Source organism: Halomonas sp. I1 (assembly GCF_032334135.1).
Taxonomy (GTDB): Bacteria; Pseudomonadota; Gammaproteobacteria; order Pseudomonadales; family Halomonadaceae; genus Halomonas.
The window spans coordinates 247,185-267,466 of sequence record NZ_JAVXUS010000003.1; the positions used below are offsets into that span (position 1 = coordinate 247,185).

17 protein-coding genes are annotated in these 20,282 nt (G+C 63.3%); 8 read left to right on the forward strand and 9 right to left on the reverse strand.

Translation table 11 applies throughout. The features are described 5' to 3' along the window. Nucleotides 1–38 precede the first annotated feature (38 nt). The gene (locus RSO41_RS06725; protein WP_315618313.1) at nucleotides 39–1,721 is read right to left on the reverse strand and encodes a DEAD/DEAH box helicase; all 1,683 of its coding nucleotides are present in this window, start codon (nucleotides 1,719–1,721) and stop codon (nucleotides 39–41) included. 390 nt (nucleotides 1,722–2,111) lie between these two features. Between RSO41_RS06725 and RSO41_RS06730 the strand changes: the two genes are divergently transcribed. Next, nucleotides 2,112–2,564 carry a YaiI/YqxD family protein gene (locus tag RSO41_RS06730; protein WP_315618314.1) on the forward strand — a complete coding sequence of 151 codons (453 nt, stop codon included), beginning with the start codon at nucleotides 2,112–2,114 and terminating at the stop codon, nucleotides 2,562–2,564. Between the two features lie 92 nt (nucleotides 2,565–2,656). Here the strand turns inward: RSO41_RS06730 and RSO41_RS06735 are convergent, their stop codons facing one another. Both RSO41_RS06735 and RSO41_RS06740 read right to left on the reverse strand, forming a co-directional pair. Then, on the reverse strand, nucleotides 2,657–3,661 hold the full coding sequence (locus RSO41_RS06735; protein ID WP_315618315.1) for a glutathione S-transferase family protein: 1,005 nt from the start codon (nucleotides 3,659–3,661) through the stop codon (nucleotides 2,657–2,659). A 387-nt stretch (nucleotides 3,662–4,048) separates the two neighbouring features. Then, a complete protein-coding gene (locus RSO41_RS06740) occupies nucleotides 4,049–4,954 on the reverse strand; it encodes a LysR family transcriptional regulator (RefSeq protein WP_315618316.1) in 906 nt (301 codons plus the stop codon). A gap of 102 nt (nucleotides 4,955–5,056) precedes the next feature. On the opposite strand from RSO41_RS06740, the gene RSO41_RS06745 reads away from it, so the two are divergent. Beyond that, nucleotides 5,057–5,914, forward strand: a complete 858-nt coding sequence (locus RSO41_RS06745) for a pirin family protein (RefSeq protein ID WP_315618317.1) — start codon at nucleotides 5,057–5,059, stop codon at nucleotides 5,912–5,914. Between the two features lie 239 nt (nucleotides 5,915–6,153). Further along, nucleotides 6,154–7,878, forward strand: a complete 1,725-nt coding sequence (locus tag RSO41_RS06750) for a peptidoglycan DD-metalloendopeptidase family protein (RefSeq protein WP_315618319.1) — start codon at nucleotides 6,154–6,156, stop codon at nucleotides 7,876–7,878. A gap of 35 nt (nucleotides 7,879–7,913) precedes the next feature. Here the strand turns inward: RSO41_RS06750 and RSO41_RS06755 are convergent, their stop codons facing one another. From RSO41_RS06755 to RSO41_RS06765, 3 genes are all read right to left on the reverse strand, one after another. Continuing rightward, on the reverse strand, nucleotides 7,914–9,218 hold the full coding sequence (locus RSO41_RS06755) for an RNA polymerase sigma factor (RefSeq protein ID WP_315618321.1): 1,305 nt from the start codon (nucleotides 9,216–9,218) through the stop codon (nucleotides 7,914–7,916). Between the two features lie 17 nt (nucleotides 9,219–9,235). Then, the gene (locus RSO41_RS06760) at nucleotides 9,236–9,613 is read right to left on the reverse strand and encodes a YciI family protein (RefSeq protein WP_315618322.1); all 378 of its coding nucleotides are present in this window, start codon (nucleotides 9,611–9,613) and stop codon (nucleotides 9,236–9,238) included. 196 nt (nucleotides 9,614–9,809) lie between these two features. Beyond that, nucleotides 9,810–10,709 carry a LysR family transcriptional regulator gene (locus RSO41_RS06765; protein ID WP_315618323.1) on the reverse strand — a complete coding sequence of 300 codons (900 nt, stop codon included), beginning with the start codon at nucleotides 10,707–10,709 and terminating at the stop codon, nucleotides 9,810–9,812. A 155-nt stretch (nucleotides 10,710–10,864) separates the two neighbouring features. On the opposite strand from RSO41_RS06765, the gene RSO41_RS06770 reads away from it, so the two are divergent. Continuing rightward, complete coding sequence (locus RSO41_RS06770) at nucleotides 10,865–11,194, forward strand: DUF1127 domain-containing protein (RefSeq protein WP_315618324.1); 330 nt, start codon at nucleotides 10,865–10,867, stop codon at nucleotides 11,192–11,194. A gap of 260 nt (nucleotides 11,195–11,454) precedes the next feature. Here RSO41_RS06770 and RSO41_RS06775 read toward each other — a convergent pair whose 3' ends face one another. Beyond that, nucleotides 11,455–12,453 carry a LacI family DNA-binding transcriptional regulator gene (locus RSO41_RS06775; protein ID WP_315618325.1) on the reverse strand — a complete coding sequence of 333 codons (999 nt, stop codon included), beginning with the start codon at nucleotides 12,451–12,453 and terminating at the stop codon, nucleotides 11,455–11,457. 283 nt (nucleotides 12,454–12,736) lie between these two features. Here RSO41_RS06775 and RSO41_RS06780 point away from each other — a divergent pair, with 283 nt between their 5' ends. The 3 genes from RSO41_RS06780 to RSO41_RS06790 are packed head-to-tail and all read left to right on the forward strand — an operon-like array spanning nucleotide 12,737 to nucleotide 16,259. Continuing rightward, on the forward strand, nucleotides 12,737–13,921 hold the full coding sequence (locus tag RSO41_RS06780; protein WP_315618327.1) for a Gfo/Idh/MocA family oxidoreductase: 1,185 nt from the start codon (nucleotides 12,737–12,739) through the stop codon (nucleotides 13,919–13,921). Then, a complete protein-coding gene (locus tag RSO41_RS06785) occupies nucleotides 13,918–14,997 on the forward strand; it encodes a sugar phosphate isomerase/epimerase family protein (RefSeq protein ID WP_315618328.1) in 1,080 nt (359 codons plus the stop codon). The genes RSO41_RS06780 and RSO41_RS06785 overlap by 4 nt, the downstream gene beginning before the upstream one ends. 29 nt (nucleotides 14,998–15,026) lie before the next feature. Next, nucleotides 15,027–16,259, forward strand: a complete 1,233-nt coding sequence (locus RSO41_RS06790) for a nucleoside permease (RefSeq protein ID WP_315618329.1) — start codon at nucleotides 15,027–15,029, stop codon at nucleotides 16,257–16,259. An 11-nt stretch (nucleotides 16,260–16,270) separates the two neighbouring features. Here RSO41_RS06790 and RSO41_RS06795 read toward each other — a convergent pair whose 3' ends face one another. Continuing rightward, on the reverse strand, nucleotides 16,271–17,500 hold the full coding sequence (locus tag RSO41_RS06795) for an MFS transporter (protein ID WP_315618330.1): 1,230 nt from the start codon (nucleotides 17,498–17,500) through the stop codon (nucleotides 16,271–16,273). 106 nt (nucleotides 17,501–17,606) lie between these two features. Between RSO41_RS06795 and RSO41_RS06800 the strand changes: the two genes are divergently transcribed. Next, the gene (locus RSO41_RS06800) at nucleotides 17,607–18,497 is read left to right on the forward strand and encodes a LysR substrate-binding domain-containing protein (protein ID WP_315618331.1); all 891 of its coding nucleotides are present in this window, start codon (nucleotides 17,607–17,609) and stop codon (nucleotides 18,495–18,497) included. Nucleotides 18,498–18,503: 6 nt separating this feature from the next. Here RSO41_RS06800 and RSO41_RS06805 read toward each other — a convergent pair whose 3' ends face one another. After that, on the reverse strand, nucleotides 18,504–20,060 hold the full coding sequence (locus tag RSO41_RS06805; protein ID WP_315618332.1) for a murein L,D-transpeptidase: 1,557 nt from the start codon (nucleotides 20,058–20,060) through the stop codon (nucleotides 18,504–18,506). Nucleotides 20,061–20,282 lie beyond the last annotated feature (222 nt).

Consider the following 20,282-nt stretch of genomic DNA (forward strand, 5'->3'; position numbering starts at 1 on the left):
GATACCCATCGACAACCGCCTATCGGGCGGTGCCGTGATCAGGCCCGTTCGCGACGGCCCGCCTCATCCTCGCGCTGACGACGCGGTGCGCGGTCCTCGCTGATTTCCAGCGGGCGACCACCGACCCGGGCTCGCGACATCTTGGCCAGGATGCTGGACGGCAAGCCACTCGGCAACTCGACGACGGAAAAGGCATTGCGAATGTCGATCCGCCCGATCCGGTTGCCCTCGATACCGCCTTCATTGGCCAGTGCCCCGACCAGTTGGCCAGGCTTGATGCCGTCCTTGTGGCCCACGGCAACGCGATAACGCGTCATGCCTTCGCTGGGCCCCCGGTTGTCGCGATCACCGCGACGCGGTGCCTTGCCTTCGCGAGGTGCACGCTCCTTGCGCGGCGCTTGCAAGCGACCGATCGGGGTTTCATCGGCACGCGCCAGGGCGGCGAAGGCGCAGGCCAGCTCGGCCGCATCATAGCCTTCCGCCATCAGGCGCTCGACCAGACTACGCTGGGTATCGGCATCCTTGGTCAGCGAGCCGATCACGCGCTGATGGAAGACCTCGTCGCGATGGGCGCGAATGGCCGCCTCGTCGGGCAACTCCATGTCTTCCATCTTGCGACCGGTGGCACGCTCGAGCCAGCCGACCTTGCGACCTTCGCGGTTGCCGGCGAAGGTAATGGCGACGCCAGGGCGACCGGCACGACCTGTCCGTCCGATGCGGTGAGTATAAGCCTCGGCATCTTGCGGCAGGTCATAGTTGATGACGTGCGTGATACGCGGTACGTCCAGGCCGCGAGCGGCCACGTCGGTGGCGATCAGCACATCGATCTTGCTGCGCTTGAGACGCGTGATGGTGCGCTCACGCAGACTCTGGTCCAGATCACCGGACAGACTCGCCACACTCAGGCCACGCGCCGAAAGCTGTTCCATCAGGGTGGTGCATGCCGCCCGGGTGCGGACGAAGACGATCGCCGCGTCGACGGGCTCCACTTCGAGAATGCGTGACAGGGCCTCGAGCTTGGCACCACCATCGATGCGCACCCGGCGCTGTTCGATGTTATCGCCGCTGGAAGCACGCGATTCGATGGCCACCTTGACCGGATCCACCAGGTACTGGTTGACGATGCGCTCGATCTCGGTGGGCAGAGTCGCGGAGAAGAACACGCGCTGGGCATCCTGCGGGGTATCAGCAACCACACGCTTGACGTCGTCAATGAAGCCCATGCGCAGCATCTCATCAGCCTCGTCCAGCACCAGGGCGGAGAGTCCGCCGAGCTTGAGGCTGCCGCGATCCAGGTGATCGATGACCCGACCGGGCGTGCCGACCACGACCTGTGCACCACGGCGCAGTGCCTGCAGTTGGTCCCGGTATTCCATGCCGCCGCACAGGGTCGCCACTTCCAGGCCCTTGAGGTTCTGGCCATACTTGGAGAAGGACGCGGCGACCTGTTGCGCCAGTTCACGCGTCGGTGCCAGCACCAGCACCTGAGGCTCACGACGCCCGAGTTCGAGACGCGAGAGAATCGGCAAGGCAAAGGCGGCGGTCTTGCCGGTACCGGTCTGGGCCTGGCCCAGCATGTCGCGGCCTTCCAGCAGGGCTGGAATGGTCTGTGCCTGGATCGGTGACGGCGTTTCGTAACCGAGCGTCTCGATAGCGGAGAGAACGGAGGGCAGCAGGGCCAGATCGCCGAAACTCGGCGAGGCGACGGAAGTCGAGGTCATGAATCACACCTTGGTAGGCCGGGATCACCGGCAAAAAACGTCAGTCAAGGCGTCCCTTACACCTGGCATACAGTCAAGGTCCCGCATACGGCGGGAGTCTTAAGCGGAGTCGGGGACGCCGGTCGCACCTAGCATCCGATGCTTGCCCGCCGGTTCGGCGAGCACATCGTCGTGGCGACCGTCTGCGCCGAATTCGCCCTGGTGGCGAACTCTCGTCGGCGCTCCATCTACACAGTTCGAACGCTTGGGGCCTCGGCCCGGCGTTGTCGACCACCGCGTTCACGTCGGTGAACGGGTCGCGTCGTCATGATGGTGGGGTCAACACATGCGAGGAGCGCGCATGCTACCATCGTCGCGCCGCCCTGACCAGTCCTTTCAAGGAGCCCTATTATGCCCAGCTTGTGGGTCGATGCCGATGCCTGCCCTCGAATCGCCCGTGACATCATCGTGCGCGCCGCCGAGCGCACCGCCACACCGACCACTTTCGTGGCCAACCATCAGGTGCCATTACCGCCCTCGAAATGGGTCAAGGGGCTGTCGGTGAGCCACGGCTTCGACGCCGCCGACGACGAGATCGTCACCCGCCTGCAAGACGGCGACCTGGTCATCACCTCCGACCTGCCGCTGGCCATGACAGCCATCGAGCGCGGCGCCAAGGTCATGACCAGCCGTGGCGAAGCATTGAACGAGAGCAATATCCGCGCCAGGGTCCAGATGCGGGACTTCATGGAAACCTTGAGGGCCAGCGGAGAACATACCGGTGGCCCCAAGGGCTATTCCGACGTGGACCGACGGGAATTCGCCAATGCCCTGGACCGGTGGTTGGCGAAGAACGCGAAATAAGCGGCGAGCGGCGAGCGGCGAGCGGCGAGCGGCGAGCGGCGAGCGGCGAGCAGTATGTTGGCACCGCGCAGCTCGTATCTCGTAGCCCGGCATCAGCCGCGTTCGCGTATCCCCTGCCCCGGCAGCCGTTCGCGGTCGTGGGGCCGTTCAAGGTCGAGTCGCGGTCCCGCCGGGACGATGCGCGTCGGGTTGATATTGCCGTGGCTGACATAATAGTGGCGCTTGATATGGTCGAGATCCACGGTCTCGGCGATGCCCGGCCACTGATAGAGTTCGCGCAGGTAGTGGGAAAGGTTCGGGTAATCCTCCAGACGACGCATATTGCACTTGAAGTGCCCGTGGTAGACGGCATCGAAGCGCACCAGAGTAGTGAACAGTCGAATATCCGCCTCGGTCAGCCATTCACCGGCCAGGTAGCGTTGTTCATCGAGACGCGCTTCGAGACGATCCAGTGACTGGAAAAGCGCGACGACGTGCTTCTCGTAGACCGATTGTTCGGTGGCGAACCCTGCCTTGTAGACACCGTTGTTGACATGGTCATAGACCTCGGCGTTGACCGCATCGATGGTCTCGCGCAAGTCCGAGGGGTAGAGATCCAGGCGATTGCCTGTCAGGCCATCGAAAGCGCCATTGAACATGCGCACCAGTTCCGCCGACTCATTATTGACGATCCGTCCCTCGTGTTTGTCCCACAGCGCCGGCACGGTAACGCGCCCGGTGTAATGCGGATCGGTCAGGGTATAGAGCTGATGATGAAATTCGACATCATTGAGCGGATCGCCACTCGAGCCCTCGTCGCGATGATAGCTCCAGCCCTGATCCAGCATCAGCGGACTCGTCACGGACACGTCGATCAGCGACGTCAGCCCCTTCAGGCGCCTCATGATCAGGGTGCGATGCGCCCAGGGACACGCCAGCGATACATAAAGGTGGTAACGCCCCGCTTCGGGGGGCAAGCCGGGCTGCCCGTCCGGTCCCGGGCCGCCATCAGCGGTCACCCAGTCGCGCAGCTTGGCGGACTCTCGGACGAACTCTCCGCCATGTCGCTTGGTGTCGTACCACTGGTCGTGCCAGCGTCCCTCGATCAGAAGGCCCATGTCGCCGCTCCTTTTTCATCACCGATTTAAGGAAACACTGCTTAAATGCCTGCGCATGCAAATCGCTTCGCTATAGCCGCCATCCATGGCGGCTACCCTGCGGGCCCGTCTAAAGACGGTTCAAATTCGCTCCCGGCGAATTTGTGCGCGGTGCTCGAAAGCTCGCCTAACCACCCGTTATGTCTCGCTTTCTGCGCTCCGTCCGCCTCGCGTGACCCACATGGATGTGGGAAATGCGATGGCCCGTCGGGAACGGGCCTAGCCTTCACTATGCTCGGCGATTTATTCAGCATTTCCTTTATGCCAGCTTAATCCGAAAAACTTGGCGCTCAAGCGCAGTTTTTGGCGACATTCATTCGATTTTATCGATGATCAAGGCAGCATGAATCAGAGTTTCCTTCTTGCATCGGGGCAAACCGCCACTTCATCACGCAAATGCTGCGCCATGGCATGGGTCGCCGGGCCGGCTCGATCACGATCTCGATGAATCAACTGCATCGGCGCTTCGCGCACGCCGCCAGCCGACAGCGGCAATGGCTTGAGGCGACCATTCGCCAGTGCGGATTCGATCAGCGTCTCCGGCACCCAGGCGAACCCCAGGTTACGCTCCAGCATGTCGATGGACGTGCTGAGGTGGCTGACCGTCCAGCGCTGTTCGGCCTTCAGCCATCCCGCATCCAGTGACTGGCGCTGTGCGGAGTCCCTCACCACCAGTTGACGATGTTGCTCCAGGTCACGCAGGTCCAGCACACGCTCCAGTTTGTGCAGAGGATGTTCGGGATGCGCCACGGCGATGAAACGCACCGAGACCAGCGGCTCGCCCAGGAACCCCTGAGCGGCAAGCCCCGAGATGACCAGATCGGCCGAGCCGTCGTACAGCATCTCGACGCCACCGTTGAGCACCGATTCATGAAGCTGCACTCGCACATGAGGGTAGTCACGCGAAAAGGCTTCCATGGCGCGCGACAGGACATCGGGGGGGAAGATCTGATCGACGCTGAGCACGATCTCGGCCTCCAGCCCTTCACCGAGTCGTTCGGCAACATCCTCCAGGGCCTCGGCGCCTTCCAGCAACTGGCGAGCTCGACGCAACAACAGCTCGCCGGCCTCGGTCAGGCGTACCTGGCGCCCTACCGGCTCGAGCACCTCGACACCCAATTGCTCCTCGAGCTTGTGTACCGCATGGTTGAGCGTGGAGGGACTCTTGTGGATGGCCTCGGCCGCACGGGCAAAGCCCCCGTGATCGACCACGGCAGCGAGCATCTGCCATTGCGCCAACGTGACACGTGACATTTTCGATTTCCTCGAACACAAAGACCAAAACTATGCGCTTAATTTTCGAAAAAATCGGACTAGAATGCCAGTCATACCCTCCCTCATCGAGGAGATTCTTCCATGAACACCCCGACTCCACGACACGTGACACGCCGCCAGCGCAGCCAGCCCAGCCGTGATGGCGATGGTGTCGATATCCTGCGTCTGCACGATTTCGGCGGTGGCCTCGACCCCTTCCTGATGCTCGACGAGCTGATCGCCGCACCGGGTGACGATGCCATCGGTGGCTTCCCGCCCCATCCGCACCGAGGTATCCAGACGCTCACCTACGTGATTCATGGCGGCCTGCGTCACGAAGACCATCTCGGCCACCACAGCAGCATCGGTGCCGGCGGCGCCCAGTGGATGCATACCGGACACGGCATCATCCACGGCGAAACGCCCTTTACCGATGTCGACGGCCTCCATGCGTTCCAGCTATGGATCAACCTGCCAGCGCGCGACAAGCTGAGCGAGCCAACCTACCGCGACGTGAACGCCGAGCAGATGCCTCGTTTCAAGGCCCCGGGAGCAGAGCTGATCGCTCTGGGTGGCCACTGGCAAACCACGGGGGGCGACACCCTTCAGGGCCCCCTCGATGCCCTGGCCGGCCAGAGCGCGGTGGCACACCTTCGTCTCGATGCCGGTGCTTCCCTGTCACTGATGAACCAGGCTACCCGGCTGCTGGTATTCGTCTTCGATGGCAACCTGACGGCAAACGGCGACGACCTGACGCACGGCGAACTGGCCAGCTTCGGCCCTGGCGATACCCTGGTTCTGCAGGGCTCCCGTGACGCTCAGGTACTATTGCTTGCCGGGGAGCCTCATCATGAGCCGATCGCTCACCACGGCCCCTTCGTCATGAATCACCAACATGAACTGGAACAGGCCATGCGAGACTATCGCGACGGGACGCTGGCCGCAGCGCCGACCGGCTAGGGTTTGCCGAACCTTGCCGAACAAGGGGGTTGCCAAAGGCCACTTAGGCATGGCAACGTCGTCTTTAGCAAACAGCGTTCGATTTCGCATCCTGAGCTCGCCCCGCATGACGATGGGGCGAGTTGGCCACTTACTGTATAAACGTATAGACTAGGCACCCTCCGTATCATGCGTTATGGTCTTTGTGCCTTTTTATATGTCATTTACGTTTACTCATTCAGTCACGACGGCCCAAATTCATGATGCGAATCCTCCATTCGCTGCCCCGCACGCACAAGTTGCTGTTGTTACCCGTTGCCACCATGGTTACCGTGCTGGGCGCTCACAAGATCGTCTCCACTCTGGAAGACACCCGATACGAGCATGACACGACACAGACCGATACTCTGCTCGTCCCTCTCGAATCCGACACCAGTCCCGGCGTTCCTTCTCTGACCCTGGATCGCTCCCCTGTCTCACAGGCCATCGACGTCGCTTCCCGTGCCGTGGACGCCACCCGCGAACACGTGCCGCTCTCGCAATTGCCCGCCGGCGAAGTCGTGAATATCGACTTCATCGACGCCGCCCAGGCCGGTCGCGACGATCTTGCTTCGAAGACCGATACGCCGGCAGTCGAGTCAACACCGCATATTGACGAGGCCGCTCGTCACATTGCCGTCGTGCTCGGCACGGTGGCCAGTGGCATGCTGGCATCCGACAAGCGATTGATGGCCGATGCCACTTCCTATGAAGATGCCACTTCCTATGAAGAGGTCAGCGAAGACGAGCTCGAACTGTTCGATGAAGGCCCGATCATTCTCGAGGAAGAGATTGCCGCCAACGAGCCTTTCGTGCCTGAATGGCGCACTTATACGGTCCAGCCAGGCGATACGTTCACGGTCCTGGCACAGAACCGTTTCAACATGGGTTACAGCGATGTCATGGCCCTGTTGGATGAAATGCCCGAACCTGAGCTGCTGACTCGCTGGAACGTCGGAAGTCGCTTCGAGTATCAACTCGATGCCGAAGGCGAGCTATCTGCACTACGCATCATGAGCAGCCCGCGCGACGGCTATCTGGTCAAGCGCAGCGACGACGGCACTGACGTCTCGACCATCGAACGCGCCGGGGAGTCGACCCAACGCATGTACGCCGGCACCGTGAGCGGCAGTTTCGCCCGCTCGGCACAGGCCACCGGTCTGACCAGCGCCGAGGTGGCCGAACTCTCCCATGTGCTGGAAAAGAAACTCGACTTTCGCCGCGACACTCGTCGCGGCGACCGTTTCGAGGTGCTGGTGGAATCCGACACCATCGATGGCCAGAGCCTCGACCCACGTATCCTGGCAGTCAAGTATGACGGGTCTCGCATGGACCTGACGCTGCTCCGCAACCCCCAGGACAACCAGTTCTACACACCGGATGGCATCAGCCTGAACCCCTCGTTCAACCGTTACCCATTCGATGGCCAGTATCGGATCAGCTCCCCCTTCAATCCTCAGCGCCATCATCCGGTCACCGGCCGCATCAGTCCTCACAAGGGCACCGATTTCGCCATGCCGACCGGCACGTCGGTTCAAGCACCGGCCAATGGGCGCGTCGAGAAGGTCGGCAACCACCCGGCGGCTGGGCGCTACATCGTCATCCGCCACGACAATGGCTACAAGACACGCTATCTGCACCTTTCACGGCCGCTGGTCAGTCGCGGCGACCGCGTCACCATGGGGGAGCGTATTGCCTTGTCCGGCAATACCGGACGCAGCACGGGCCCCCACCTGCACTATGAAGTGCTGGTCAACAACAACCAGGTCAACGCCATGAAGGTCCAGCTGCCCGAGGGCGGCAGCCTCAGCGGTGAAGCCCTGGCAAGTTTCAAGCATCAGACTCAGCCGGCACTTGCTGCCCTCGAAAGTGGCCAGACCGGCACAGTGGTCGCAAGCACGCAAGCGACCGACGACGACGATGACGACGAGGATGACGAAGGCTGACGACACGCCATCCCCGACGTCATGACCGCGACGCCCTATCCTTCAGGATGGGGCGTCGTCGTAGGCGAGGCCATGATGTCGTCGCCCAACTCCGTCAGTCGCCGTTCGAGGAAGGCTCGTTCCGGTAACTGTTCGCTGAGATGCAGTGCCTGCCGATAGGCAATCCGTGCACGCTCGTCGTCGCCGAGCCGGTAGCACAGGTCGGCACGAGCGGCATGAGCCAACCGGTAATCGGCCAGTTCTCCGCTGGCCAACAGGGCGTCAATCAGCACCAGTCCCGCCTCGGGCCCATCACGCATGGCGACGGCCACGGCCCGGTTTAGTTCGATAATGGGCGATGGCGACGCCTGACGCAGCACATCATAGAGCCCGACGATACGCGACCAGTCGGTCTGCTCGGCACTGGCCGCGCCTGCATGCTCGGCGACGATGGCCGCCTGAAGGGTATAGGGCCCCACCTCCCCGGTGGCGAAGGCTCGCTCGATCAGTGTCTGCCCCTCGGCGATCATGGCTCGGTCCCAGAGACATCGATCCTGATCGGCCAGCAACACTGGCTCACCGGCCACGCTGGTGCGCGACACGCGTCGCGCTTCGTGCAGCAGCATCAGCGCCAGCAACCCCATGACCTCGGAATCCGGCAGCAAGTCCAGCAACAGTCGCCCCAGCCGTATGCTCTCTTCGGCAAGCTCGCCGCGCGTCATCCTGTCTCCCATCGACGCGGTATAGCCTTCATTGAACACCAGGTAGATCACGCTCAGCACGCTTTCCAGGCGCGCCGAAAGCTCGGAGACCTCGGGGACTTGATAGGGAATGCCGGCATCCCGGATCTTGGCCTTGGCCCGCACGATACGCTGCGCCACGGTGGAGGGCCGAGTCAGAAAGGCGTGGGCGATCTGCTCGGTGGTCAAGCCACAGACCTCCCGAAGGGTAAGTGCTACCCGAGCGGACGCCGTCAAGGCGGGATGACAGCAGGTAAAGATCAGCCGTAACCGGTCGTCCTCCACGGCATCGACATCGGCGGGATCTCCCCCGCCGGGGGACGCTTCGTCGAGCCGCTCCGCCAGTGTCTCCAGCGACGCATCGAAGCGGGCCCGTCGACGCAAGCGGTCGATGGCCTTGAAACGCCCGGCGGTGACCAGCCAGGCACGCGGATTGTCAGGAATGCCCTCCCGTGGCCACTGATCCACCGCCGCCATGAAGGCATCGTGCAGGGCCTCCTCGGCGAGGTCGAAATCTCCCAGCCGCCGGATCAGGGTCGCCAGCACACGACGCGATTCATGCCGGTAGGTACGCTCGACCAGTGCATGCACCCGGGCACTCATGTCCATCTCCGGCGTCATTGCCGTATCCCATCGCATCAACCACGCTCGCCGGCGGCTGCCGACCTTGCCGGCACATCCAGCTCACGCACCGGACGCACTTCGATGCTGCCCACCCGAGCCGCCGGAATGCCGGCCGCGATGTTCAACGCCTCGTTCAGGTCCCGAGCTTCCACCATGTAGAATCCCGCCAGCTGCTCCTTGGTCTCGGCGAAGGGACCATCGGTGATGGTCGTCTTGCCAGTGCGCACGCGCACGGTCGTCGCGGTCTGCACCGGTGCCAGCGCCTCACCGGCGATCAAGCGTCCGCTTTCCTGGACGCTCTCGGCATAGGCCAGGCACTCCTCGTCCCTGGGACTCTCCGGCAGGCTGTGCAGGAGCTCTTCGTCACTGTAGACCAGACACAGATATTTCATGATGTCCTCTCCTTTCTTGTGGTCGTTCAGCCTTGAGTCGTCTGGCGGGCCCCGGATTCGACAGATGTCACGACGAGCGTCGAGCTTCGAGCTTCGAGCTTCGAGCTTCGAGCTTCGAGTTTCGAGTTTCGAGCAGCATGGTATCTCGCATCTCGCATCTCGCATCTCGTGGCTCGTGGCTCGTGGCTCGAGACGACTAGCGCATACCCCGGAACGTATCAACCACATGCCCAGCCAGCACATCCGTGGCCTCGCCGGCCCGACCGGAACGCAGCAACAGAATGCGATAGTCCCCCAGCAGCGGCAGGCCTGACTCGTCACCGAGAATACTCAGCGGCGCACGAACCAGGCTACGCGGCAGGGGGGCCACGGCCAGATCCGCCAGCAACGCCGCCTCCTGTCCGGCACAGTTCTCGCTGATATAGGCAATGCGGTATGTCAGGCCGGCATCGTCCAGCACCGACAGGGCCACGCGTCGCCAGGCGCAGCCGTGGTTGGCCATCGCCAGCGGTAGCGGCGAGCGATCTATCGCCACGCCGCCATCGCGTCCCGCCCAGACCAGGGGCTCGGTGTGCACGACCTCGCCGCGGTCGGCGGGGAGCCCCTCGCTTCCTGCCGTGGCCAGCACCAGGTCGAGCTCGCCCTTGTCCAGGCGTTCCAGCAGATCGACGCTGCGACCGACCACGACGTCCACTTGCACGGCGGGATGCGAACGCGCGAACTGCGACAGTACTCGGGGCAGGATGCGCGATCCCACGTCGTCAGGGGTACCGAAGCACACGGTGCCTTCCAGAGAAGGCGTCAGGAACTGTGTCACGGCCTCTTCGTTGAGCCGCAACAGGCGGCGACTGTATCCCAGCAACATCTCCCCTTCTGGCGTCAGCCGCACATGACGTGCTTCTCGGACGAACAGGGCCTGGCCCAGCGTTCCCTCGAGGCGCTTGATCTGCATGCTGAGCGCGGACGGCGTACGGAAGACATGATTGGCCGCCCGCGTGAAGCTGCCGCTCTCGGCTATGGCGACGAAGGAACGCAGGACATCGCTATCGAGCAGCGGCAAGGCCGTGGGATGCGAAGTAGCGGGTGCGGTGTCCATGGCATATCACCTTTCAGAATTTCTGAATCGTGAATGTAGACCTTTTCGTTGGATTGAACAAACTCTTCATACCATCCTGAGCACCGAGGTCGCGACCCCTGGAATCTTTCCATCGGCCCATGCCCCGTAAAGGGGCACACATGAGAGGTGCTGTCATGAACGCTTTTCACACACTGCATCCAACACCGCAATGCCGCGACACACGTCATGCGTCCGGCAGCGAAGTTCCACCGCATGGCGAAGGCGGCGACGAACGGCCGCGCAACCGGTTGCCGACGTTCTACATGCCGGCCATGCCGCCGCTGGGGCTGATCGACGCGCTGGAAGGCTGGATCGTCGGCCGCGTGCGCCAGTGGCAACGCCGTCGACATTTCCGTCGCCAGATCGCCAACCTGCTGGTCCATGATGACCGGATACTGGCCGATATTGGCCTTGATCGGAGAGAGCTCGAGCGGGCCTCGCGCCTGCCGCTCAGGAAGCACTGAACAAATCGACGAGCGGAGCGAAGCACAAGGCGCACGGAGCACAGGAACCGAAGCCTATGGGGGTATAGGTGAGGATTCCGAGCACCGCGCAACGCTGTGCTTTGCCCGCGCAGGCATTTGTACAGTGTTTCCCTCAAGGAAGATGCCGGCCGTGCTCTGCCCGAACGTCAGCCATGCCACCATGCCGACTCGGCATGAAGACGGGTGATCACGCGGGACCGGCACCTTCCGTCGGTCCCGCGGCGACGTGTTTCCCCGGGTCAGTTGACCGGCCCCGTACTCTCACGCACCACCAGTTCGAAGGGCATGATGCGATGCTTGTCCGCGGCGTCATCCCGATCATCGATGATATCAAGCAACAGGGATACGGCTTCGCGGCCGAATTCCTCGGCGGGCTGGGCAATGGTCGTCAGGGAAGGATCACAGAAGGAAGCGAAGGCGATATCGTCGAATCCCGCCACCGAGATATCGTCGGGCACCCGTAATCCTGACTCCCTGATGCGCCGCATCGCGCCCATGGCCATTTCATCGTTCTCGCAGAAGATCGCCGTGGGTGGGTCCGCTCGCGACAGCAGATCGCCGGCCGCCCGATGGCCCGAAGGTGGCGTGAAGTCGCCGGGACACCACAGGCTTTCGTCCGGCGTCAGGCCAGCGGCCGCCAGGGCATCCTGAAAGCCCAGTAGACGATCCCGGGTCAAGGGGCTATTGCGTGGCCCCTTGATCATGCCGATACGGCGATGCCCCAGTGCCAGCAGATGCTCGGTCACCGCCCGGGCGGCGGCTCGGTTGTCGAGCTTGACGGTGGGACACGGTGCCGCGTCGAGCACTTCACAGGCATTGACCATCGGCGGCCGCGTCTTGCCGTTCGATGCCGTGAAGGGGTCGTAGGCGCGCAACTGGATGAGGCCGTCGGCCTGACGGGTCGACACCATACCAGCATAGGCTCGCTCGGCACGTTCGTCGCCGAGAGTGTTGCACAGCAGGATCCCGTATCCCCGCCGCTGCGCCATTTCCTGGATGCCACCGATTACCCGGGCAAAGAAGGTATTGGCGATGGTCGGCACCAGTACCACCAGATTACGGGTCCGTTGCGACCGGAACTGCACCGCCATGAGATTCGGCCGGTAACCGGCCTGCTCGACGGCGGCCAGCACCCTGTCGCGGGTTCCCGGCGACACGATGTCGGGCGTCTTCAAGGTACGCGACACCGTCGCCACCGAAACACCGGCCAGTTCGGCCACCTTGCGTATATTGGTCATGCCTGGCTGTGAACCTCCTCGCTCTCATCGGACAACTCGGCGTCGCCATGCGACCAGTCTACTGTATCGTTGCACCGGGCTCACCGTTGCACCCGCTCTTGCCCATGCGACCGAGGGCCTTTACGAAACGAGTCCGCACTCGCCAATGTTTCGTACAAGACCTAAGTCTCATTGAACCCACACGGCTCACGGGCTAGTTTTCAGCAAAATGTAACCGGTTACATTCATGCATCAAACCGGCTCGACACGAGTTCGGCCGCATCCCTGTGGAGGACGAATGGCAATGACGAAACGACGCGTGCGAATGGGCATGATCGGTGGCGGCGAAGGCGCCTTCATCGGCCGAGTGCATCGCCTGGCCGCCGCTCTGGATGGCGAGCTGGAACTGGTCTGCGCCAGCTTCAGCCGCGACCCCGACAACAATGCCCGCACCGGCGAGGCCTGCGGCCTGTCGGCACAGCGCCTCTACCCCGACTGGCAGTCACTGATCGACGGCGAACGCCGGCTCCCCGATGACCAGCGCATGGACGTGCTGGTCGTGGTCACGCCCAACCATCTGCACGTGCCCATCAGCCAGGCCGCGCTCGAGTCGGGCTTCCATGTCTTCTGCGAGAAGCCGGCAGCGACCACCCTATCGGAAGCACGCCAGCTCGCCACCACGCTCGATGCGAGTACGAGCCTCTACGGCCTCGCCCACACCTATCTCGGCTACCCCATGGTCTGGCAGGCACGCCGCCTGGTGCGCGATGGCGAGCTCGGCCGCCTGCGCAAGATTCACGTCGAATATCCCCAGGGCTGGCTCGGCACCAACCTCGAGGGCACCGGCAACAAGCAGGCGGGATGGCGCACCGATCCCGACATTGCCGGTGCCAGCGGTTGCATGGCCGACATCGGCACGCACGCCTTCGGTCTCGCCGAGTTCATCTCGGGGCACCACGTCACCGAGCTCTGCGCCGCCCTCGGCACCCACGGCGAGCAACGGCGCCTGGACGATGACGGCGACGCCTTGTTCCGCACCGCCGAAGGCGCCAGCGGCACCCTGATGGCCAGCCAGGTCTGCACCGGCGAGGAGAACGCCTTGAAGATTCGCCTGTATGGCGATCGCGGCGCGCTGGAATGGCAACAGATGGAGCCCAATAGCCTGGTCCACCGGCGCCTCGACGAGCCCATGCGCGTCCTGCGGGCGGGGATCGACCAGCCCGGCCTGGCACCAGAAGCCCTGGAGCGCCTGCGCCTGCCCGGTGGCCATCCCGAGGGCTATCTGGAAGCCCTGGCCAACCTCTATCGCGACTTCGCCGACGCCGTCCGGCGTGGCGAGCACGGTGCCGCCGCGGGCGTCCCCGGCATGGCCGAGGGAATACGTGGCATGGCTTTCATCGAGGCCCTGCTGAAAAGTCAGGCCAGTACCGCCAAGTGGACACCCCTCGATGACACTCCCCAACGAAATGACGCGGAGGCCACGACATGACGAGCCCTCACAGCGAAGGCATCCAGGGGCCGGGGCTCTTCCTCGCCCAGTTCCTCGACGATCAGCCGCCTTTCGATGACCTCGACACGATCACTCGTTGGGCCGCCTCACTCGGCTATCGCGGCGTACAGATGCCGACGATCGACCCACGTCTGATCGACCTCGAGCTCGCCGCCGACAGCCAGGATTACTGCGACGAGCTGACCGGGCGCTGCGCCGAGGCCGGTGTGGCGATCAGCGAGCTTTCCACCCACCTCCAGGGACAGCTGGTGGCCGTGCACCCCGCCTTCGATGAGCTCTTCGACGGCTTCGCACCCGCGCACCTGCATGGGCGGCCCGACGCTCGCCGGCACTGGGCCGAGGCGCAACTCAAGCTTGCCGCCCGCGCCAGCCGGCGCCTGGGGCTGAACGCACACGGCACCTTCTCAGGTGCCTTGCTGTGGCCCTACTTCTATCCCTGGCCACAACGGCCGTCGGGGCTGATCGAGGACGGTTTCGCCGAACTGGCCCGTCGTTGGCGGCCGATCCTCGATGTCTTCGACGAGCAAGGCGTCGACCTGTGCTTCGAGATTCACCCGGGCGAAGACCTTCACGACGGTGCCACCTTCGAGCGATTCCTCGATGCCGTGGATGGTCACTCCCGGGCGAAGATCCTCTTCGACCCCAGCCACATGGTGCTGCAGCAACTCGACTATCTGGGCTTCATCGATCGCTACCACGAGCGGATCGGCATGTTCCACGTCAAGGATGCGGAGTTCACGCCCAGCGCCCGCAGCGGGGTCTATGGCGGATATCAAGGATGGGTCGACCGCCCCGGCCGTTTCCGTTCACTGGGCGATGGCCAGGTCGACTTCAAGGGCATCTTCTCCCGGCTCACCCAGTACGGCTACGACGGCTGGGCGGTACTCGAGTGGGAATGCTGTCTCAAGGACGCCGCCCAGGGGGCCGCCGAGGGCGCGCCCTTCATCGCTCGCCACCTGATCCAGCGCGCCGACAAGGCCTTCGACGACTTCGCCGACACTGGCTCGGACCCGGGGCGCAACCGACGCCTGCTGGGGCTCGACGAGACGAACTGACACCCACCACACAATAACGAGGGTTCGCCATGCTACGCACACGGCTCGGCATCATGATGTTTCTGCAGTTCTTCATCTGGGGCGGCTGGTTCGTCACCCTGGGCACCTTTCTTTCCCAGAACCTGGGGGCCAGCGGAGGCCAGATCGGCATGGCCTTCTCCACCCAGTCATGGGGCGCGATCATCGCGCCCTTCATCATCGGCCTGATCGCCGACCGCTACTTCAACGCCGAGCGCATCCTCGGCGTGCTGCACCTGGCCGGTGCCGCCCTGATGTTCGGCCTGTACCGCTCTCAGGACTTCGCGTCCTTCTACCCGCTGGTCCTGGTCTACATGATCCTCTACATGCCCACCCTGGCGTTGGTGAACTCGGTCTCCTTCCGCCAGATGCGCGACCCCTCACAGGAATTTGCCAGGATTCGAGTCTGGGGCACCATCGGCTGGATTCTCGCCGGACTGGCGATCAGCTACCTGTTCTCCTGGGACGGCGCCGAGGCCATCGCCGGCGGCGCCCTGCGCAATACCTTCCTGATGTGCGCCATCGCCTCGCTGGCTCTGGGCATCTACTGCTTTACCCTGCCGGCCACACCACCCCGGGCGGACACCCGCAAGGGTGGCCTGAAGGAAATCCTCGGACTCGATGCCCTTCAATTGCTCAATGACCGCAACTACGCGATCTTCTTTATCGCCTCGGTGCTGATCTGCATTCCGCTGGCCTTCTACTACCAGAACGCCAACCCCTTCCTGGCAGAGATCGGCGTGGCCAACCCCACCGGCAAGATGACCCTGGGACAGGTCTCGGAAGTCCTGTTCATGCTGCTGCTGCCGATCTTCATCCACCGATTCGGCATCAAGATCACGCTGATCGTCGGTATGCTGGCCTGGGCGGCACGCTACGCCCTCTTCGCCGTCGGCGATGCCGGTGAAGGCGTCTACCTGCTGCTGATCGGCATCGCCCTGCACGGCGTCTGCTACGACTTCTTCTTCGTCTCGGGACAGATCTACACCGATGCCCGCGCCGGCGAACGCTTCCAGAGTGCCGCCCAGGGCATGATCACACTGGCCACCTACGGGGTCGGCATGCTGATCGGTTTCTGGGTCGCCGGCCTGGTCACCGACCACTTCGCCACCCCCGGCGGTCATGACTGGCAAGGCATCTGGCTGTTCCCCGCGCTCTTCGCCCTCGCCGTCCTGCTGCTCTTCCTGGTGGCCTTCAAGGACAAGGATCGCGCCAAGGAGGCTGCCGAGGCGAAACGTACCTGAGAGAGTCCCGATCAGTTCGCCGGCGCCATGCCGGCGGACTCGACCGGTGCTTCACGAATCGGCCAGTGCAGCACCACTGCCACCACACCAAGTACCACGCCGGTCCACCAGAGGCCGGCGTAGCTACCGGTGGCCTCGAACAGCCACCCCCCTAGCCACACCCCCCAGAAACTGCCGAACTGATGGCCGAGAAATACCACGCCATACAGTGTGGCCATGTAACGCGTGCCGAACATCGCCGCTACCAGTCCCGTCGTCGGCGGCACGGTGGCCAACCAGAGAAAGCCCATCACGCAACTGAAAATCAACACGGACGGCAGGCTCAGCGGCACCAGCATGAACAGGGTGATGGCGATGACCCGCCCGGCGTAGATACCGATCAGAACGCCGCGCATGGCCATTCGCCCGGACAGCACACCGGCCAGGAAGGCACCTATCACGTTACACAGGCCAATCAAGCTGATCGACCAGGCGGCAACCTCGGAAGCAAATCCCGCATCGGCCAGGAAGGCCGGCATGTGCACCGTGATGAAGGCAACATGAAAACCACAGACGAAAAAGCCCAGGATCAGCAACCAGTAGGAACCATGACCGCGAGCCATCTTCAGTATTTCGCCCAGCCTGGGCTCATTGCCGGAGTACTTCGGGGGAACGCTCGTTCGCGCCAGCGGCATGGCCAACAGCGCCATGAAGAGCGCCGTTACGGCCATCACGTTCAAGGCGCCGACCCAACCGAAGGCCTCGATCAGTTGCTGGATCACTGGCACCAGGACGAACTGGCCCATCGAGCCTGCCGCCGTACCGATCCCCAGCACCGTCTGCCGTCGTGACGGCGATACCGCACGCGCCATAGCCGGCAAGACCAGGCCGAAAGCGGTCCCCGCGATACCGGCCCCCACCAGGAAACCGGCACTGGTATGCAGCACCCAGACCCGATCGACACCGCCGACAAGCCAGATCCCCAGCGCGTAGAACACGGCACCGGCAACGATGACCTTGACGGTGCCAAAGCGATCGGCCAAACCGCCCGCCAGCACGGCGACCAAGCCCCAGGCCAGATTCTGGATGGCCAGCGCCAGACCAATGACATCACGCCCCCAGCCATTGAGTTCATCGAGTGGCTCGACGAATAGTCCGAAACTCGAGCGCAAGCCGAAGGAAAACATCAGCAAGACGCAGCCACTGACGATCAAGAAGAGACTGGCAGCAGGTGGGCGTTGCGCGAAACGCGATGACGACATCTGGAAGCTCCTCGGTTGAAACGCTATGAATAGCGCCATCATCATGAATCAGAGAGGCTATCGACAAACCCGTTATTCCACCCATTTGAATGAGAGTTCCTCTTTCATGAGCCAGCCACCTCTCAGGGCCATGCAGTGTTTCTGCCTGGCCGCCCATCACCTCAGCCTCAAGCGAGCCGCCCATGAGCTGGCGGTGACACCTGGCGCAGTCAGTCAGCAGGTCAAGCTGCTCGAACACTGGCTGGGTTTCACTCTGTTCCATCGGCAAGCCCGTTCCATCACGCTGACCGAGGCCGGCAATTCCTACTTCCGGCGCATCGCGCCCCTGATGGACGAGCTGGTGAATATCAGTCATTCGGTGAAGCAGACCGATCGTACTCGGGTCGTGCGCTTGAGCCTGCCACCGAGCTTCGCCATGCAGTGCATGAGTCGGTACCTGCCTGCGCTGCGACGCGACCATCCCGATATCGAGCTACGCCTGCACGCCTCGGCGATGCCGCTGGCAGTAGAAGAATCCGGGGAGGATATCGCACTGCGCTACCTGGCCTGCGCCGATTCGGCGCTGGACTGCACACGCCTCCTCCACTTCGAGGTCTTTCCCGTATGCAGCCCGGCTTATCTCGACGCACACCCGTCGCTCGCTGCAGGAAAACTGGACGGCACCACGCTGATCCACGACATCCTGCACCAGGACTGGCATCGCCTGCTTCAAGCCCAGGGCCTCTCCACCAGGGATACCAGGAGCCTGCATTGCGATCAGGCGATGCTGGCCCTGCAGGCGGCGGAAAGTGGCCTTGGCATCGCCCTCGCCGATCCCTTCCTCAGCCGCGAAGCCCTGCATGAGCAACGACTCATCATCCCCTTCGAGGCCAGACTGGAAGCCCGGCGCCATTTGTTCCTGGTACATCGCCGTCATCCACCGATTCGTCCCGCTGCCGCTCAGGTCAAGGACTGGCTCGTCTCGGCTCTGGTGCAGGGCATCGATAGAAGGCAGTAAGCACCCTCAAAGCGCCACGGAACGATCCAGCGCGGCGATCAGTGCATCGTCGCGGTCATAGATATCCGGCCGGAAGGCCAGTTCGCCATCCGGTTCAGGCTGCACGGTCCAGTAGTGCAATACCACCGGCACATGGCGCTTCAACAACACATTGCGGGTCTTGCCATCGGCGATCAGGCGTCGCGCATCGGCCTGGGTCCCTGTGTCTTCGAACAACAGCTGTGCCAGTTCCAGCACGCCCTCCACGCGGATGCAGCCGGAGCTGAGTGCTCGTTGCGAGCGGTTGAACAGGCCCCTCGACGGCGTGTCATGCAGGTAGACCATGTGGTCGTTGGGAAAGCGCACCACCAGCTGTCCAAGCGGGTTGTTCGGTCCGGCCTGCTGACGCAGCATCACCCCGCCGGGGTTCGACCAGTCGACGTTCTCCGGATCCAGCCCCTCCCCGGAAGGACTCAATACCGAGAGATTCTTGCGTTTCAGATAATCGAGATCGCGCCGTACCTCGGGCAGCACGTCCTCGCGCATGATGGTCGGGGGCACCGTCCAGGTCGGGTTGATGGTCAGGTGGGTGATCTCGGAACGCAGCGATGGGGTCCGACGATAGGGTTGTCCGACCACGATCCTCGATCGCCAGGTATCGCCGTTGGGGCGAAAGTAGCGCAGGTCATAGCCGGCGATGTCGACCAGCACGAAGGACTCCGGCAGCCCATGCAACAACCAACGGGCCCGCTCCATGTTGGCACGGATCTGATCGATGCGCCGATCGACGCTCATGTTCAGGGCCTCGAGCGTACGTGGCCCCACCACCCCGTCGTCGGCCAGGAGATGGTGACGCTGAAAACGTCGCACGGCATCGACCAGGGCCTCGTCATAGACCCGAGGCTCGGGCGCACGCAGCTCGACGGCCGGGTAATACCCCTCGTCGGCAGCCACCACCTGGGTATTGCCGATCGCCGCCAGTCGCTCGCGCAGTGCAGTCACGCCTTCGCTCGTATCACCGGGACGCAGCGGCTCCTCGAGGCTCATCAATGCCGGCCAGCCACCCTGGCGCTCGATATCCCGGTAGCGGGCCAGCCCCTCGCGCAACTGGTCATAGGGCTCGTAGGGCGGACGCGCCAGATCGATCGCCGTGGACACCTTGCCCGCATCCAGCGCTCGCGAGATGGCGGCCAAATCGAGCGAGGGCGGCTCGATGGACAGATCCCATTCGTCATCGATGCGATACGGGTCGACCTTGCCACGCTGCAAATGCGTCAGGGCCGTCAGCAGAGTGCGGCTGGCCCGTATCTCGAAGCGGGCCCTTGCGTCCCTGCTGGCATTCTCCATGAGCGCCGACCGGGAGGCCGCCTGAAGGTCGTCGGGGCGATAATCGCTCGGCGAGAGGCCATCGGCATCCAGCTCCTTCAGCGACGCGATCAGGGCATCCACGGTATCACCGTCGCGCCAGATCGGGCGGTCGTCACGCACCGCATAAAGATTGCGCAATTGGGAGGAAGCCTCGGCCAGACGTTCGCTCAATGGCTGACCGCTTTGCGGCGACGCGGACACCTCTGCCTGGGCCATGGCGGGTCCGGCCAGTGCAAGCCAAACCCCCAGAACCCAAGCACCGCGCTGGAACCTTGTATACCGAATCTCGGTGGCGAACATGACGTGACCTCCCTGCGAATCGTCGACAAAATTGGCCATCCAGGCCAGTATCGTCATAATAATGCCAGATGGCGCACGATAGGAAAGCGCCACAGGAAATACGAACCGGACTCCGAACGATCACAAGGGATCGATACC

Excerpts from the sequence above, each read along its gene's own strand:
- RSO41_RS06745 (WP_315618317.1), top strand. The coding sequence starts at position 5,057 with ATGAACACCCCGACTCCACGACACGTGACACGCCGCCAGCGCAGCCAG.
- RSO41_RS06730 (WP_315618314.1), top strand. The coding sequence starts at position 2,112 with ATGCCCAGCTTGTGGGTCGATGCCGATGCCTGCCCTCGAATCGCCCGT.
- RSO41_RS06785 (WP_315618328.1), top strand. The coding sequence starts at position 13,918 with ATGACGAGCCCTCACAGCGAAGGCATCCAGGGGCCGGGGCTCTTCCTC.
- RSO41_RS06725 (WP_315618313.1), bottom strand. The coding sequence starts at position 1,721 with ATGACCTCGACTTCCGTCGCCTCGCCGAGTTTCGGCGATCTGGCCCTG.
- RSO41_RS06735 (WP_315618315.1), bottom strand. The coding sequence starts at position 3,661 with ATGGGCCTTCTGATCGAGGGACGCTGGCACGACCAGTGGTACGACACC.
- RSO41_RS06765 (WP_315618323.1), bottom strand. The coding sequence starts at position 10,709 with ATGGACACCGCACCCGCTACTTCGCATCCCACGGCCTTGCCGCTGCTC.
- RSO41_RS06775 (WP_315618325.1), bottom strand. The coding sequence starts at position 12,453 with ATGACCAATATACGCAAGGTGGCCGAACTGGCCGGTGTTTCGGTGGCG.
- RSO41_RS06740 (WP_315618316.1), bottom strand. The coding sequence starts at position 4,954 with ATGTCACGTGTCACGTTGGCGCAATGGCAGATGCTCGCTGCCGTGGTC.
- RSO41_RS06760 (WP_315618322.1), bottom strand. The coding sequence starts at position 9,613 with ATGAAATATCTGTGTCTGGTCTACAGTGACGAAGAGCTCCTGCACAGC.
- RSO41_RS06800 (WP_315618331.1), top strand. The coding sequence starts at position 17,607 with ATGAGCCAGCCACCTCTCAGGGCCATGCAGTGTTTCTGCCTGGCCGCC.
- RSO41_RS06805 (WP_315618332.1), bottom strand. The coding sequence starts at position 20,060 with ATGGCCCAGGCAGAGGTGTCCGCGTCGCCGCAAAGCGGTCAGCCATTG.
- RSO41_RS06750 (WP_315618319.1), top strand. The coding sequence starts at position 6,154 with ATGATGCGAATCCTCCATTCGCTGCCCCGCACGCACAAGTTGCTGTTG.
- RSO41_RS06770 (WP_315618324.1), top strand. The coding sequence starts at position 10,865 with ATGAACGCTTTTCACACACTGCATCCAACACCGCAATGCCGCGACACA.
- RSO41_RS06790 (WP_315618329.1), top strand. The coding sequence starts at position 15,027 with ATGCTACGCACACGGCTCGGCATCATGATGTTTCTGCAGTTCTTCATC.
- RSO41_RS06755 (WP_315618321.1), bottom strand. The coding sequence starts at position 9,218 with ATGACGCCGGAGATGGACATGAGTGCCCGGGTGCATGCACTGGTCGAG.
- RSO41_RS06795 (WP_315618330.1), bottom strand. The coding sequence starts at position 17,500 with ATGTCGTCATCGCGTTTCGCGCAACGCCCACCTGCTGCCAGTCTCTTC.
- RSO41_RS06780 (WP_315618327.1), top strand. The coding sequence starts at position 12,737 with ATGACGAAACGACGCGTGCGAATGGGCATGATCGGTGGCGGCGAAGGC.